Genomic DNA, 14,532 nt, shown 5'->3' with positions numbered 1-14,532 from the left:
TGTAGAGGGTTAGCTTCCTCATTGGAGCTCCGACCACCACGGTAATTGAGGCAAATTTGCCATGAAAATCTGCGAATGTGAAGCGAAATGACATTCTGTTAAGAGTTTGTTTCTTCGGGACTTTATTTAGAGTAAAAGCCCTAATCCGGGCGAGTTCAGGGTAAAAGCTCTAATGCAGGGTGGGGAATTGGAGAAATGTGCGGGGAGCTGGCTCCCCGCAATGGGAAAGGCTAGAGTTTTTGCTCAAAGGAGTCGTGAAGGACCAGGGTTTTGTTATCGGCTGGTAACATCAGGCTGACCAGTACACCGGCCAGGGTGGCCAGGAGGAAGCCGGGGAGTATTTCGTAAAGATCGAAAATACCGCCTTCTGCCTGCTTCCAGAGGACCACGGTTGCCGCACCGACCAGGATGGTAGCAATGGCACCGAAGCGGCTGTACCCTTTCCAGTAAAGAGCCAGCAGAATCACCGGGCCAAATGAGGCGCCAAACCCTGCCCAGGCATAGCTGACCAGTTCAAGTACTGTGCTCTCCGGGTTGAGGGCGATCAGGGTGGCGATGACGGCAACACTCAGCACGGTGAGTCGACCGACCATCACCTTTTCTCGCTCGCTGGCCTCTGGTCTGAGCCACTTCTTATAGAAGTCTTCGGTGACCACTGAGGAGCACACCAGCAACTGGGAGTCGATGGTGCTCATGATGGCGGAGAGAATCGCCGCAATCAGGATGCCTGCCATCCAGGGGTTGAACAGCACCCGGCTCAGCTCAATGAACACGGTCTCCGCATTGGGGAGCGGCTTGTCATGGAAAAAGGCCGCACCGGCCAGGCCGGTCGCCAGGGCACCCACCAGAGAGAGCAGCATCCAGCCCATGGCGATGCGACGCGAGAGAGGCAGGTGTTTAACGTCACCGATGGCCATAAAGCGACTCAGAATATGAGGCTGACCAAAGTAGCCCAGGCCCCAGGCAAGCAGAGAGATCATCCCTATGGCCGTAGTGTTGTCGGACACCACCTGGGTCATGGTGGCAGGCAGTGTGTCCAGAGTGACTTCGTGGGCACCGAATACCATGGCGGGCACCAGCAACAGGGCAAACAGCATCAACAACCCCTGGAGGAAGTCTGTCCAGCTCACGGCGAAGAAGCCGCCGACGAAGGTGTAGGAGACGATGATGGCACTGCCGATCATCAGGGCCGTGGTGTAATCCAGGCCAAACACCTTTTCGAACAGGATGGCGCCGCCTACCATGCCGGAAGAGGTGTAGAAGACAAAAAAGAGCAGGGTAATGCTGGCGGCCACCAGCCTCAACACACCGGTATCGTGGAAGCGTTTCTCCAAAAAGTCCGGCATGGTCAGGGCGTCATCGGTAAAGTAGGTGTAGACGCGCAGCCGCTTGGCGACAATCAGCCAGTTGAGCCAGGCACCGACCACCAATCCTATGCCTATCCACATCTCCCCGAGGCCGGAAAGGTAGACCGAACCAGGCAGACCCAGCAGCAGCCAGCCCGACATGTCGGATGCGCCAACACTCAGCGCCGTGACTGCGGGCCCCATCTTTCGCCCTCCAAGGATGTAGTCGCTGGAGGTGCTGGTGGCTCGATAAGCCAGGGTTCCGATCACCAGAAGCAGGATCAGGTAACCGAAGAATGTGATTAATGCAGGGGTCGAGATCATCGTTTTAGTTTATTCGGGTTAAGGGTCTGTCGGGTCCCGGCAGGCGCGGTTTGGCCGCTGCGGGGCGGGATCCCCAGGGCTTCTTTGAGCGCCATGGGGAGGTCAATAATTAAGCATATGATCTGAATGAATTATCCAGAGATATTTTCATGCTAACAAAGAGCAGGTAGCGTGACCAGTGTCACGAATGCCGCTTTGTATACAGAATGAAGTGTGGCGTTGAGGTTAAAAGATTGGCGAAAGCTGTTGGGTGTTTGTGTTTGTCTGGTGGATGTTACTGCAAATGAGTGATTGTTGTGACTATTTATGCAGTTGAGGGAGGGCTCAGGCCGCTCAGGGGCGGCCTGTTTTTTCGACCGTTCAGATGCTGTGTACGGTGTTTTTCAGCAGAGTCACCGTCGGCGCCAGCTGCTGGTTCTTACCACCAACGATAGCCACCTGGAAGGGCCCCATATCGAAGGCCGCGCCGTCATATCTGTCGTTGCTGAAGGCTGGAGACATCTCCTTATTCTGCTCTTTCGGGACGAAGAATACGGTCATCTTGCCCTCGGGGGTGTCCATCACCAGGTGTAAGCTGCGCACACCGTCGAAATCGCAGTAGTTGGCGTAGTAGATGTGCCCTTGAGGATCGTCCATTCTTCCGCCAAAACTGGCCAACTTGGTATTCAGTGCCGTCAAGCTGACCTCTTCGTCTACACGGTCGGCGAAGCCCGCCTCATGGGCAACGTGAGCCAGAGCGTGGTCCCCGAGAGTCGCGGGTTGACGGATCAGAGTCAGGGACAGACCGATAACAAAGGCGACAGAAGCCGCAGCAGCCAGATGGAATCTCTGCCGTTTTCGCTGCTGCTGGAATTGGCTCAGGTTCTGCTGCAACAGGATGCGGTTGGCCAGATCGTCCGGCGGGGCGATCTTCATTGTGCTGCTGAGCCGCTCGTCGAGAGCCTGAAGCTCATCAACAAAGCCTTTACGCCCCTCCTCTTCATTCAGGGCATCAAGGAAAGCCTTGTCCTGATCCTGGGGGTCAGCGTAGGCTCGTCGGCGGAACTCTAGTTCATCCATTGTTCAACTCCCGAGATTGAGGCTTATCTTCGAGTCTGTCACGAAGCTGATTACGGGCTCTGAATAAACGGGTCATCACTGTGTTTCTGTTTAATCCCATGATGTCGGCGATCTCGTCGCCGTTGAATCCATGCAATACCTGCAGCACCAGCGGTTCACGATACTCTTCGGCCAGCGACGCGATATGCTTGCGCAGCAGCGCGTTGTCAACCGCCTGCTCGTTAGAGAGGGAGTGGTTATCGGCCACCTGATGGTCGTCGATGTCTGTCAGGTCAAACTGCTTGCGTTCAAATCGACGGGCATTTTCTCGCCTCAGGATGGTGATCAGCCACGCCTTCGCTGCCTTGTCATCCTTAAGGGAGTCCAAGGCTTTCCAGGCCCTGAGAAAGGTCTCCTGAACCAGATCTTCCGCCACGGTGGGGTTGCCACACAGCCAGTAGGCGTAGCGGTATATCTCTGTGTTCAAAGCCCTGACCAGGCTTTCGTAACGTCTTTGTTTACTCACCATGTCATCTAAGACCGGTGAAGCCTGCTTTTTCTTTCGTAATAGTTTCAACATTCTTTTGTTGCCAGTCCCGGGCGACATCGCCATGTGATACTCGAGGCCTTTATGAGTGTATCGGTTTTTCAGTCACATGGGATTAAGATCTGGGAGTTCTCCTTGTTTTTTCTCTTTTTTTTGTTTTATTAGTGCGACTTGTCTGGCCAAGCTCCCCAAGTCCGGCGATGAGGTCTGAGGCCCGTAGGTCTGGCGCATAAGCTGGTCCAGTTCAGGGACCAGTTCGGGAAACTGCCGGCGAACCTGGGCTAAGTCCGCCGTGGGGCCTCGCAGTCCGCTGAGCCTGCCAGGCAACGCCTGCAATGCGGCGTTGAGATCCCCGGCGTTAATCGCCTGCTCAAAGGCTGAAACCGGCTCTGACGTCTGCTTGGGCTCGGTTCGAACCTGTTGAGGCGCGGCGATCACTCCGGTACGGCGATAGCCCCAGTACAGCGAGGCGAACAGGGCGAGGAGCAATGCCCAGGTGCTGTAGAACCAGGGATTATGCTCAGTCTGGGGCGGGGAGGGGGCCGTTTTGTTCTGTTCTGGAGGTGGCAGCGCCGCCTGGTTTTCGGTCGGGAGCACGGTGAGTGTGCGAGCAGGAAGAGTCGCCCACTGCTGGCGGTTTAACTTGGCGTTCCACCAGGCAATCTTCAGCTCCGGCAGGATATAGGTGCCAGGGCGGGAGGCTACAAGGGCCGTGCTCTGCTCCAGTTTTGCTACCACCTCCTTGTTGCGTACCTGGTCGCTGCGAGCATCCTTGTCAGGATAGCTCTTCAGGCCCTGAGGGTAGTCAGGCCTGAGGGTCGGAAGGGCCGCTTCGGTGGCACCAGCGGCGGTAAGGGTGATGACGCGGGTGAGAGGTTCTCCCACTCTCAGCTGAGATTGCTGTGGACTCCACTGCTCGGTCAGGGCGACGGCGTTTGCGACCAGCCAGGGGCCGCTGAAGGAGGCTGGGGGGGCCTTGACCGTTATGGGTTGAGCCTTACCGACCAATTGTACCGGGGTGGACAGTGACCTGCTGAACAGGTCATTACTGCGTCCTGCACGAAGGATGTCTCCGCTGAAGTCGGAGCCCTGGATCACAAACTCGCCACTTTGCTGAGGTGTGATCAGATAGTGACGCTCGATTACTCGGTATCTTCGTCCATCAACCATCTCTGTGGTGTTGCTGTCCTGGCCCAACTGGACAATTGAGGCACCGTCCAGCTTGGGCTCGGAAAGGCTGCCGCGCTGCAGCTCCGCAGCCAGGTAAAGTTTGACCCGGTAGTCTACCGGCTGCCCAAGCCATACCTCCTCCTCAGCCAAAGTGGCGCGAAGGAATACCGGAGCACTTTGGGCGACCTCGGCATTTTCCTCCAGCACGGTAAGGGTAATGGCCTGTGTTGTGAGCCCCTCGGCGTCCAGAGAGGGGATCAACAGGGTACCGGTATGCTTGGGGATCAGCAGCAGTTGCCAACGGGTCTCTTTGCGGGCGTTGAAATTGATGATCTGGGTGGAGCGACTGACGTTGTTGCGGACTACAGTGAACGCCTCAAGCAGGGGAGAGGTGTCCAGGGCGTTGGAGGATAACTCGTCATCGGCCACGACGTTCAAAACAAAGGAGTGGCCAAGACGTACGGTGTTGTTGTCGACACTGGCGGTCAGGCTGGTGTAGGCCCAGGCTATGGGGGACGTCAGCAGGGCCAGCAACAGGGTGAGTCGAATTACCACTGGGTGCGCTCCTCGTTGATTTTGCCGGCTCGACGGCGTCGCTCATATTCTAATTTCATTTTGTTTCTTAACAGGATACTGGGGTCATCAGGTATCCGCTCCAGAATCTGGGGATCCAAATCTTGTGTCTGTTCATCTGACGCTGATGATGACTCCGCTGCGACAGGCGTTGGCTCAGCGCCCCCCTTGTCCTCTGGTTGTTGCTCTTGGGTAACGTCGGGCTGAGCCTCGGCGCCAGCTTGATCACTCTGTTCAGCCTCGGCCTCTGATGCCGTCTGGGGGGCAGGGTTGGGGGGCTTGGGCTCCGATTGGTCGGATTGGCCAGGGGGCGGCTGTTGCGACTGTGAAGAGTCCGCCTGACGGCTATCCTGTTGTTGGTTGTGGCTGTCCTGCCCCTTGTTGGGGGGCTGCTGATCAGACTCCGGGTTCTGAGGTGAGTCTTGTCCCTCTTCCTGTTGCGGATCTTCGTCCTGTTGTTGACCTTCGCCCTGCTGCTGCTGCTGCTGCTGCTGCTGCTGCTGCTGCTGCTGCTGCTGCAACTGCTCAACCAGCTCCAGATTCTCCCGGGCCTGAGCCATGTCGGGCTTTCTCTCAAGGGCTTGCTGGTAGGCTCGCTTTGCCTGCTCAAACTGCTGCATTTGAGCCAGTGCATTGCCCTGGTTGTAGAGAGACTCCGCCGACTCGGACAGTTGCTGATAAGTCTCCAGTGCCCCTTGATAGTCCCCTGCGCGATAAAGAGCATCGGCCTTTGGGGCGCCTGCCGGCAGACGCCGGGCTGCCTCGGCATACTCTTTATCTTGCAGCAACTGCTGAACCTCGGCTTCATTGGACTGCCACCAGGCAGCCTGACCGGGGGAAGGTGGCAGCAGCAGCAGGGGCACCAGCACCATGGCCCACTGGCGTCTCAGGGCGATGGCGGCTGGCAGCAACAGCAGCGGCAGAAGGTAGATCCCCATATCTTGCCACTGTGTGGTTTGTTTCTGAGTCTCTTCACTGCCCCTCTCCTCATTGGTGTCAGTTCTGGCCAACTGCTCGACATCGGCGTCGTCGCCTCTGTAGGAAATGAGTGGGCCATTTCCTGCATCAGCCAGCTTGCGCAGCAGTTGAAGGTTCGTCTGAGCGACCACCACTTCACCACTGCGGCTCTTCACCAGTTCGCCACTGGAGGCTCTCATTGGGGCGCCCGCCTCGCTGCCAAGGGCATACACTTTGAGTGTCCACGGGTAGGACTCGGCAAGTTTGAGCGACTGATCGGCATGCTCAGGGTTGATTCCGTCGATAAAGAGCAGGATCTCCCCTTTGTGATAGCCGGCATCCTTGAGCAATTGGTTGGCCAGTTCGAGGGCACTGGGCAGATCAGAGCCGGGTACCGGCATGATCTCAGGAGAAAGGTTGGGGACCAGATTGAGCAGGGTCTCCTTGTCGTCGGTGAGCGGCGCAAGGGCAAAGGCATCGCCCGCGTAGGCAATCAGTGCGGTTTCTCCCTCATCAAAGCGGCGGATCAGATCGATGGCTTTGTATCGGGATTGAGTCAGCCTGTTGGGGGGCAGATCGGTGGCATACATGGAGTAGCTCATGTCCATCACCAGCACTCGTCCATGGTTGAGCTGAAACACAGGCACTTCCTGTTTTTGCCAGCTTGGACCCGCCAGGGTGAACAGTGCCAGGACGGCTGCCACCCATGGCCATCTGGCCGGTTTGTGGCTTTGGCCATCGGGGGAGATCAGCATTGCCCTATGCAGGTGTGCGGGCATCAATTGAGACCAGTTCTCCCTTGTTTGGCGCAGTTGTTTCAGGAGCAGCCCCAGGACAGGAATGGCCAACAGTGCCAGCAGCCACAGAGGGCGAATGAAGTGGAGTTCAGACATGGCGCTGCCTCCTGTTCAGCAGCAGAGTCAGTGTCAGCAACCCCAGAGCCGAGGCCAGTGGCCAGTGGTAGAGTTCGGTTCTTGGGCGCCAGAGGGCTTCTCCGCGGCTGACGGGTTCCAGTTGGTCCAGGGCTTGGTAGATCTGTGCCATTTCATCACCACTGCGGGCACGGAAGTAGCGGCCACCGGTGGCGTCGGCCAAATCACGAAGCACCTCTTCGTTGAGATCCCGGCTGGGGTTGACCTGGCGGCTCTGCACACCCAGCCAGCCAGAGCGGGTCATCGACTCGGCGCCAATGCCGATGGTGTAGATGCGCACCCCCGCCTGACGAGCGAGATCTCTGGCTTGGGTAACATCGAACTGTCCGGCGTTGTTGCTGCCATCGGTGAGAAGCAGCAGGACCCGGTTGCTCTGCTCCAATCCGGCAAAGCGTTTGACCGACAGGGCGATGGCGTCTCCGATGGCGGTCTGTTGCCCCACCAATCCGAGGACGGATTCATCCAGATAACGTTTTACCGTGTAGCGGTCGAAGGTCAGTGGGGCCTGAAGGTAGGCGCCGTCGGCAAAGAGAATCAGCCCCAGCCTGTCTCCGTCGCGACGACGAATGAAGTCGCCCAACAGGTGCTGCATCATGGTAAACCTGTCCACCAGCTTGCCCTGATACTCCATGTCTTCAATCTGCATGCTGCCGGACAGATCTGCGGCGATCATCAGGTCGCGCCCCTCCTTCTGAAGCGGCACCGGGTCACCCAACCACTGCGGGCGGGCGCTGGCAATAACCAGAAGAGCCCAGGCCACAAGCGCCAGCCATTTGCCGATGGAACGGGGAGAGTGCTCTAGGGTGGAAGCGCCGATCGCCAGGGTGCCTGGCAGCTTCAAGGCGGTGACAGGCCGCGCTTTTTGCCTCTTGACTGGAATCAGCAGGGGCAACAGAAGGGCGGCCAGCATCATCGGCCAGGCCAGGGTTAGCATGGTGCCTTCCCCTTGCCAAGACTGGTGAGTGTGTCACGGATCAGGGAGAGGTACTCCTCTTTGCTTACTGTGCTGTCGGGACTGTATTGACGTGCAGAGAGCCCTTGCCAGGATAGCTGTTGCTCTCGATTCTGGTGGTGGGACAACCACAGATCCCACTCGTTGCCCGCAAGGGACGCGATGTCGCTTCTCGGGTAGTAAGCCAGTGCACAACGTTTGATGAGGGAGCTGAGCTCGGTGATCTCAACCTGGTCTGGCAGCGCCAGCAACTCAGACTGGGCTGCGCGAACGGGTGCACGACGGCGCCACCCCCTGATGCTGACAAACACCAGGGCAAACACACATGCAATGAACGCCATAACCAGCAGGGTCGCCGCTGTGGACAGTGGCCAGAAGCCTGACAGCGGCGTAGTGAGGATGTCGTTGAGTTTGGCTAATGGATTGGTTTCCATATGCTGTCCAGTTGTTCAGTCAGAGGGGTTGCGGCTTCTACCCGACAGAGCGTCAATCCACGTTGCCGACAGCCTTGTTCAAACTGGCCCAGCTGTTGTTCCATCTGTTGCTGCCACAGCTGACGATCCCGGTGGTCCATGCGGGCCAGCCTGCCCCGATGCCATACCGGAACTGAGATCTGTTTTGGCAGGTCGCAAAGCCGGTTTGCCAGTGGATCGGTGACCTGAAACAGCCTGATGTCGCTGTGTCGACCCAGATCAGCAAGAATATCCAGATGAGCCGGGGTCAGCCCGGTGCCGTCGGAGATCACCAGAATCACGCCACCCGGATGAGCCAGGTGATGGAGGCGTCTGATTCCCTGGTCCAGGTAGCCCTCATCACCGACGTCGCCCTCCTTATGAATTGAGACCAGAGAGTCGAGCAGGGGGGCGATCCCCTGGCGCCTTGCCCTCGGTTTATGTTCACGGTGGGCGGTTTCACAACAGATGATGCCGCCCAGCCGCTCACCGGCAGCAATGCTCTGCCAGCCTAACAGGGCAGCCAGGTGCGCGGCCTGGACCGATTGCAGCAGCAGGGCTGAGCCAAGGTGCAATCGCTGGCCCAGGTCGACAAACAGCATCACAGGGCGCTCGCGTTCTTCACGAAACAGCTTGGTGTGGGCATGACCGGTACGAGCCGTCACCCGCCAGTCGATGGTGCGCACATCGTCCCCACTCTGATAGCGGCGTACCTCATCAAACTCCATTCCCCGCCCCTTGATGGCACTGAGGTTCTGTCCGGCACGTTGCCCCGTTCTGGGCAGGCCCAGGAAGGGGTTGTGACGAGAGGCCGGTCCTCGGTACACCAGCAGCTCTTCCAGAGTCAGGTCGACGCCATTGGCGTGGGTCGGGAGTGTGTGCATCAGGCCAGAGCCACCTGTTTGATGATGCGCGAGATGATGGCGTCTGGAGTGACGCCCTCAGCCTCGGCCTGATAGCTGAGCAGCAGTCGATGTCGCAACACGTTGGGCAACACAGCCTGGATATCTTCCGGAGACACATAATCTCGGCCGGAGAGCCAAGCCCGGGCCCGGGCGCAGCGCTCCAGTGAGATGGTGGCTCGCGGGCTGACTCCCCATTCCAGGTAGCGAGCCAGCTCATCATCGTATTTCTGCGGTGAGCGGGTGGCGTCGATGAGCTGCACCATGTACCCCTCCAACTGTGGCGCAAGATAGAGCTCCAATGCCTGTGTACGTGCATTGAAGATCTCTTGCTGGGTCAAGGGTTGAGGAGGCTTGGGCGGCTCAGACAGGGCCTCCTGACGACTCAGGGCCAGAATCTGACGTTCCACCTCAGGGCCGGGATAATCCAAAGAGAGGTGCAGCAGGAAACGGTCCAACTGGGCCTCGGGCAAGGGGTAGGTGCCTTCGTTCTCAATGGGGTTCTGGGTGGCCAGTACCAGAAACAGCTGGGGCAGGGGATAGCTGGTTTTCCCTACGGTGATCTGATTTTCAGCCATGGCCTCCAGCAGCGCCGATTGTACTTTTGCCGGTGCCCGGTTGATCTCATCGGCGAGTAACAGGTTATGGAACAGAGGGCCTGCCTGAAATTCGAACTGACCCGTCTCCTGTCTGAAGATGTCTGTGCCGGTGAGATCGGCGGGCAGCAGGTCTGGAGTGAACTGCACCCGGTGGAAGTCACCCTCAATGCTGTCTGCCAGTGCTTTTACTGCACGGGTCTTAGCCAATCCCGGAGGTCCCTCCACCAACAAGTGACCATCTGCAATCAGGGCGATAAGCAGTCCATCCACCAGTTCCTGTTGTCCGATCACCATCTGGTTCAGGTAGATCTTCGCCTGTTCAAATCTTTCCAGCAGCATTGAAGGGTCCGTCGACAAAAATGTAGGTTTACTATCGTATAAAAATCAGTATGTCCCTTCCAGAGAGCATTGCGCTGAGGATAGGAAGGAGATAGGTCGGTTCGTTTCTCACCAAGTCCCGATTTTATCGTTGAGGGTATGAGTGTACAGAAAGGAAAAAGTTTCTTTAAGGCCTGAGGCTGACGAAGAGGCAGGCGTTGGGGGAGCGAGATGCCTTGGATTAGCTGGTTAACTCGACTGGTGAGCAGGTTTGATTGGTCAGGTGGAGGCCCAGCTCAGCGACATTTGGCGCAAAGTGGCAACAAAAAGAAAAGCCCAGTTCGCGAGAACTGGGCTTTCTAAAGTGGCTCCCCCTGCTGGAGTGACGGGCCCGCCCAGGGCAGCGACACAAGCGCGCAGCGGTTGAAAAAACAAAAAAGCCCCGCTCAAATGAGCAGGGCTTCTGTGTGTGGCTCCCCCTGCTGGACTTGAACCAGCGACATATGGATTAACAGTCCACCGTTCTACCGACTGAACTAAGGGGGAACAAATTGTAGAGTGTTTACCCTCTCTCCAGAGAAATTGGTTGCGGGGGCCGGATTTGAACCGACGACCTTCGGGTTATGAGCCCGACGAGCTACCAGGCTGCTCCACCCCGCGTCCGAATTGTCAGCGTTAACGACTCGTCGTTTCGTTAAGGCTATAAAGTGGCTCCCCCTGCTGGACTTGAACCAGCGACATATGGATTAACAGTCCACCGTTCTACCGACTGAACTAAGGGGGAATCGAGTTTTTCGGTGTTTAGCCTCACCACTGAGGTTGTCATCCCTGTTAGAAACAGTCCACATGGTTTCAAGCCGACTGAACTAAGGGGAAACAGATTGTATCGGTGTTTATCCTCACCTCTGAGGCTTCTCTTAAAGAGAGAAATTGGTTGCGGGGGCCGGATTTGAACCGACGACCTTCGGGTTATGAGCCCGACGAGCTACCAGGCTGCTCCACCCCGCGTCCGATTTGTTGTGCCTCGTCGCCAAGACGACTTCTCCTAAGAGAGAAGTTGGTTGCGGGGGCCGGATTTATACCGGCAGGCGTCCTGCGACGGCCTGAGGGTTATGACAGAACCCTACTCCTCACTTCCTATGAAATTGGTTGCGGGGGCCGGATTTGAACCGACGACCTTCGGGTTATGAGCCCGACGAGCTACCAGGCTGCTCCACCCCGCGTCCGAATTGTTGTGTCTCGTCGCCAAGACGACTTCTCCTAAGAGAGAAGTTGGTTGCGGGGGCCGGATTTGAACCGACGACCTTCGGGTTATGAGCCCGACGAGCTACCAGGCTGCTCCACCCCGCGTCCGATTTTCATTTTCAGTTACCGGTGTTTGCCGTTCCCTGAAAGCGGGGCGCATAATAAAACCCACCGCGGCCGGAGTCAACCAAAGCGCGCCAAAATTTTAGGTTTCAGCAACTGTTTGAGTAGCAAGTAGCCAAGAGGGATTTTTTAGAAACAGAATTTAAGAATCATAGGCTTAAAACTAATCAACCTATTCTGCCCTAAGAAAGCGGACGCCTGTCGACGCCCGGCTAAACTGACCAATAGCACCCGAATCAGATTACCCCATCAGGCTTCATAGATTGCAAAGGAGCCGTAACCCACCACTCGCTCTCTGTCACCTGCGGTATCACCGGAGTTCAGGTACTCGACCCTACGAATCTGCATACCTCTCTCTTTAGCCAGAAGTACCAAGCCATTGATCGCACGACAACCACAAGCCTGATCACCATGAAGCCCGCCATGCAAGGTTTCAATCTGACGACATGTAAGGCCATCTTTATTCTTGGCCTGATCGTAATCGAGGAAATGGCTGAGGTCTGAACTGACAACTATCAAGGTTTCGTCCCCCCCCCAAACTCGCTTCAACACCTTAGCCACCAAGGATGCGGACGCATCACCCACCACCAGAGGCACCAATTTGGCTTTTTTAAAGCAGTGTTGAATAAAAGGCAGCTGCAGCTCCAAAGAGTGCTCCCGAGCATGAGCGTCTTGTCGAATCTCCACTCCTTCCATCTCAGCCAGGTGTTCACAACATGCAGCATCGAGTTCAAGGTCCCCCAGAGGGGTGGCAAAGGCATCGGACTCCGGCAGTGCCAAGCCATCGAAGGCAACCCGGTGGCTAGGCCCCAGTAAAATAACCCTGGTGATTCTGGAGGCCACGGCTTCCATTGAACCGTACAGATGACCGGCAACGGCGCCCGAATACTGCAGACCGGCATGGGGGGCGATGATCGCCTTGGGGACACCAAGAGCAAATGTTGGCTGGACCAGATCGTTGAGCTGCTGATCCAACACCATTGCATCGGCAGGATAGAAACTGCCAGAGACGGCAGCAGGACGTACATTCATAACTCCCTCCTCACAGCCTTAGAGGTATACTTTTTAAGAGTACGTCAAAACGGCGAAGTTTCCCTATGGATAAGCCAAACTCCTCCTTTAATGGAGCACACCCTACCCTCTACTGGCATCGCCTGGAAGATGGCCGGGTTCAGTGCGACCTTTGCCCGAGACATTGCCAGTTGCGCGAAGGCAAGCGCGGTGCCTGTTATGTCAGAGCCAATAGCGGCGGAGCCATAGTGCTAACCAGCTATGGACGCTCCAGTGGATTTTGCATCGACCCCATCGAGAAGAAACCGCTTAATCACTTCCTACCCGGCACTTCAGTCCTCTCCTTTGGAACCGCAGGATGCAACTTGAGCTGCGAATTTTGTCAGAACTGGCACATCAGCAAATCCCGCCAGTGGGATACCCTGGCAGATGAAGCCTCCCCTTCTCAACTTGCGCACACGGCCAAGAGTCACCACTGTGCCAGCGTGGCCTTTACCTACAATGACCCGGTGATCTTCATGGAGTACGCCGTCGACACGGCCATTGCCTGTCACGAGTTGGGGGTTAAGGCGGTTGCTGTGACCGCTGGGTATATCGATGAACGACCCAGGGAGGCATTTTTCCAGCATATGGATGCCGCCAACGTGGACCTGAAAGGGTTCACAGAGCGCTTCTATCGAAAACTGTGTCATGGTGAACTTCAACCTGTTCTGGATACCTTGATCTATCTGAAGCAGGAGACACAGGTTTGGCTGGAGCTGACCACCCTCCTCATCCCTGATGAGAATGACTCTCCGAAAGAGGTTGAAGCGATGTGCCAGTGGATAGCCGACAACCTGGGACCGGATGTGCCTATCCACTTTTCCGCCTTCCATCCAGACTTCCATATGCTGGAAAAGTCCCCGACCCCAAAAGCCACCCTGATACAGGCAAGAAAGATCGCTCTAGAGGTGGGCCTGAATTATGTCTATACGGGGAATGTCCACAACCAAGCCGGAGACACCACCTGGTGTCCCCAGTGCGGCAAGCTGCTTATCGGGCGCAATTGGTATCTGTTGGAACAGTGGAACCTTCACAAGGGGGCCTGTCCAGATTGCCATCATAAGATACCGGGTGTCTTTCAAGACAAACCTGGTCACTTTGGCCGCCAGCGCATTCCCGTAAGAATTTCGCAAACGCTAGAGTGATCCAGGGAGGGGTTCACTGAAGCTGATGGAGTGATACCTGAACCATTGAATTTCGTCACTCCAGAACTCCGAGTCCAACCCCGCCTTGCGCTTGAGTTGGGTGACAAAAGCCTTTGGCTTCGGAAGAGTTTCCCAGACCGCAGGCAGAAAGGTCGCGTGGTTGCGTCCGAAATCCAGGGTCAACCCGTCCTCTCCTGGTCTCAGGTTCTGCAATAGTTCAGCCTCGCTGGACACCGCCAGAGGCTCAGACGGGGTCAATATGGAGATGCTCACTTTCACCTGAGACCACTCATCGAGGCTCAGTGGGGCAAAACGACCGTCTTCAAAGGCTGCCGCAACCGCCATGCGTTGCACGCCCTGCCACAGAGGGTAGCGGGGTTCCAGAGTTCCAACACATCCCCGGAGTTCCCCTTCTACCTTCAGTGTCACAAAGCATGCCAGCGACTGACTCAAGCTCTGCGTCCCACCTTTCACCTCACGCTCGGAAAGACCCAAACGACGTCCTATAGCGTTGCGGGCCAGAGTTAATAAAGTGTCTTTCTGTTGGTGGGTTAACGCATCCATTTTCTCCTCCTTAACTGTCAGTATGGCGCTAATACCCTCTCCCGGCCATTACCCGTGTTCTGCCGCCCCCTCATAATTCTCTGCGTGTTCAACCGGCTATGGTACTACCCACCAACAATCAGCCGTTAACCTCAATGCAACACTCCGTCAGAACTTCACCTGATGACTGAGCTGCTACCACTGGTGTTTTTACCCTGACTTGGGGCGTCAGATAACAAAATCTGCCCTACCGATAATGTTGTCTTGTTGTTACACTGGGCCGGAATCGTATTCGAAAATGCGCAAGGCAGAC

The 14,532-nt window shown here is 56.7% G+C and carries 12 protein-coding genes and 6 tRNA genes; 1 reads left to right on the top strand and 17 read right to left on the bottom strand.

Annotated elements, in window-relative coordinates:
* Positions 1-230: 230 nt before the first annotated feature.
* From putP to amrB, 16 genes are all read right to left on the bottom strand, one after another.
* Entirely contained in the window at positions 231-1,670 is a 1,440-nt protein-coding gene (gene putP, locus ACN0RV_RS04475) for a sodium/proline symporter PutP (RefSeq protein WP_417345953.1), read from the bottom strand.
* 360 nt (positions 1,671-2,030) lie between these two features.
* Entirely contained in the window at positions 2,031-2,729 is a 699-nt protein-coding gene (locus ACN0RV_RS04470) for a DUF3379 family protein (RefSeq protein ID WP_417345951.1), read from the bottom strand.
* Complete coding sequence (locus ACN0RV_RS04465) at positions 2,722-3,288, bottom strand: sigma-70 family RNA polymerase sigma factor (protein WP_417345950.1); 567 nt, start codon at positions 3,286-3,288, stop codon at positions 2,722-2,724. The genes ACN0RV_RS04470 and ACN0RV_RS04465 overlap by 8 nt, the downstream gene beginning before the upstream one ends.
* A gap of 72 nt (positions 3,289-3,360) precedes the next feature.
* Complete coding sequence (locus ACN0RV_RS04460) at positions 3,361-4,980, bottom strand: BatD family protein (RefSeq protein WP_417345948.1); 1,620 nt, start codon at positions 4,978-4,980, stop codon at positions 3,361-3,363.
* Complete coding sequence (locus ACN0RV_RS04455; protein ID WP_417345946.1) at positions 4,974-6,848, bottom strand: VWA domain-containing protein; 1,875 nt, start codon at positions 6,846-6,848, stop codon at positions 4,974-4,976. Before ACN0RV_RS04455 ends, ACN0RV_RS04460 begins: the two co-directional genes overlap by 7 nt.
* On the bottom strand, positions 6,841-7,821 hold the full coding sequence (locus ACN0RV_RS04450; RefSeq protein WP_417345944.1) for a vWA domain-containing protein: 981 nt from the start codon (positions 7,819-7,821) through the stop codon (positions 6,841-6,843). Before ACN0RV_RS04450 ends, ACN0RV_RS04455 begins: the two co-directional genes overlap by 8 nt.
* Positions 7,815-8,273 (bottom strand): DUF4381 domain-containing protein, encoded by a 459-nt coding sequence (locus ACN0RV_RS04445; RefSeq protein ID WP_417345942.1) that lies wholly within the window; start codon positions 8,271-8,273, stop codon positions 7,815-7,817. Before ACN0RV_RS04445 ends, ACN0RV_RS04450 begins: the two co-directional genes overlap by 7 nt.
* Positions 8,255-9,175, bottom strand: a complete 921-nt coding sequence (locus tag ACN0RV_RS04440; protein WP_417345940.1) for a DUF58 domain-containing protein — start codon at positions 9,173-9,175, stop codon at positions 8,255-8,257. The genes ACN0RV_RS04445 and ACN0RV_RS04440 overlap by 19 nt, the downstream gene beginning before the upstream one ends.
* On the bottom strand, positions 9,175-10,131 hold the full coding sequence (locus ACN0RV_RS04435; RefSeq protein ID WP_417345938.1) for an AAA family ATPase: 957 nt from the start codon (positions 10,129-10,131) through the stop codon (positions 9,175-9,177). Before ACN0RV_RS04435 ends, ACN0RV_RS04440 begins: the two co-directional genes overlap by 1 nt.
* 449 nt (positions 10,132-10,580) lie before the next feature.
* A tRNA-Asn gene (locus ACN0RV_RS04430) sits at positions 10,581-10,656 on the bottom strand.
* 37 nt (positions 10,657-10,693) lie between these two features.
* A tRNA-Met gene (locus tag ACN0RV_RS04425) sits at positions 10,694-10,770 on the bottom strand.
* Between the two features lie 48 nt (positions 10,771-10,818).
* Positions 10,819-10,894 (bottom strand) — tRNA-Asn (locus ACN0RV_RS04420).
* A gap of 147 nt (positions 10,895-11,041) precedes the next feature.
* Positions 11,042-11,118: transfer RNA gene (locus ACN0RV_RS04415), tRNA-Met, on the bottom strand.
* A gap of 138 nt (positions 11,119-11,256) precedes the next feature.
* Positions 11,257-11,333 (bottom strand) — tRNA-Met (locus tag ACN0RV_RS04410).
* Positions 11,334-11,383: 50 nt separating this feature from the next.
* A tRNA-Met gene (locus ACN0RV_RS04405) sits at positions 11,384-11,460 on the bottom strand.
* 267 nt (positions 11,461-11,727) lie between these two features.
* Complete coding sequence (gene amrB, locus ACN0RV_RS04400; RefSeq protein ID WP_417345936.1) at positions 11,728-12,510, bottom strand: AmmeMemoRadiSam system protein B; 783 nt, start codon at positions 12,508-12,510, stop codon at positions 11,728-11,730.
* A 65-nt stretch (positions 12,511-12,575) separates the two neighbouring features.
* On the opposite strand from amrB, the gene amrS reads away from it, so the two are divergent.
* Positions 12,576-13,676, top strand: coding sequence for an AmmeMemoRadiSam system radical SAM enzyme (gene amrS / locus ACN0RV_RS04395; protein ID WP_417345934.1), 1,101 nt, complete (start codon positions 12,576-12,578; stop codon positions 13,674-13,676).
* On the opposite strand, the gene amrA is transcribed toward amrS, so the two are convergent.
* Positions 13,668-14,240 (bottom strand): AmmeMemoRadiSam system protein A, encoded by a 573-nt coding sequence (gene amrA, locus ACN0RV_RS04390; protein ID WP_417345931.1) that lies wholly within the window; start codon positions 14,238-14,240, stop codon positions 13,668-13,670. The genes amrS and amrA overlap by 9 nt on opposite strands.
* Positions 14,241-14,532 lie beyond the last annotated feature (292 nt).

The organism is Ferrimonas sp. (genome assembly GCF_048263965.1).
Lineage (GTDB): Bacteria > Pseudomonadota > Gammaproteobacteria > Enterobacterales > Shewanellaceae > Ferrimonas.
This window is presented reverse-complemented; position numbering and strand designations above follow the sequence as displayed.

What these genes read in the sequence shown, in the direction of transcription:
- putP (WP_417345953.1), bottom strand. Translation starts at nt 1,670, where the DNA reads ATGATCTCGACCCCTGCATTAATCACATTCTTCGGTTACCTGATCCTG.
- ACN0RV_RS04470 (WP_417345951.1), bottom strand. Translation starts at nt 2,729, where the DNA reads ATGGATGAACTAGAGTTCCGCCGACGAGCCTACGCTGACCCCCAGGAT.
- ACN0RV_RS04465 (WP_417345950.1), bottom strand. Translation starts at nt 3,288, where the DNA reads ATGTTGAAACTATTACGAAAGAAAAAGCAGGCTTCACCGGTCTTAGAT.
- ACN0RV_RS04455 (WP_417345946.1), bottom strand. Translation starts at nt 6,848, where the DNA reads ATGTCTGAACTCCACTTCATTCGCCCTCTGTGGCTGCTGGCACTGTTG.
- ACN0RV_RS04450 (WP_417345944.1), bottom strand. Translation starts at nt 7,821, where the DNA reads ATGCTAACCCTGGCCTGGCCGATGATGCTGGCCGCCCTTCTGTTGCCC.
- ACN0RV_RS04445 (WP_417345942.1), bottom strand. Translation starts at nt 8,273, where the DNA reads ATGGAAACCAATCCATTAGCCAAACTCAACGACATCCTCACTACGCCG.
- ACN0RV_RS04440 (WP_417345940.1), bottom strand. Translation starts at nt 9,175, where the DNA reads ATGCACACACTCCCGACCCACGCCAATGGCGTCGACCTGACTCTGGAA.
- ACN0RV_RS04435 (WP_417345938.1), bottom strand. Translation starts at nt 10,131, where the DNA reads ATGCTGCTGGAAAGATTTGAACAGGCGAAGATCTACCTGAACCAGATG.
- amrB (WP_417345936.1), bottom strand. Translation starts at nt 12,510, where the DNA reads ATGAATGTACGTCCTGCTGCCGTCTCTGGCAGTTTCTATCCTGCCGAT.
- amrS (WP_417345934.1), top strand. Translation starts at nt 12,576, where the DNA reads ATGGATAAGCCAAACTCCTCCTTTAATGGAGCACACCCTACCCTCTAC.
- amrA (WP_417345931.1), bottom strand. Translation starts at nt 14,240, where the DNA reads ATGGATGCGTTAACCCACCAACAGAAAGACACTTTATTAACTCTGGCC.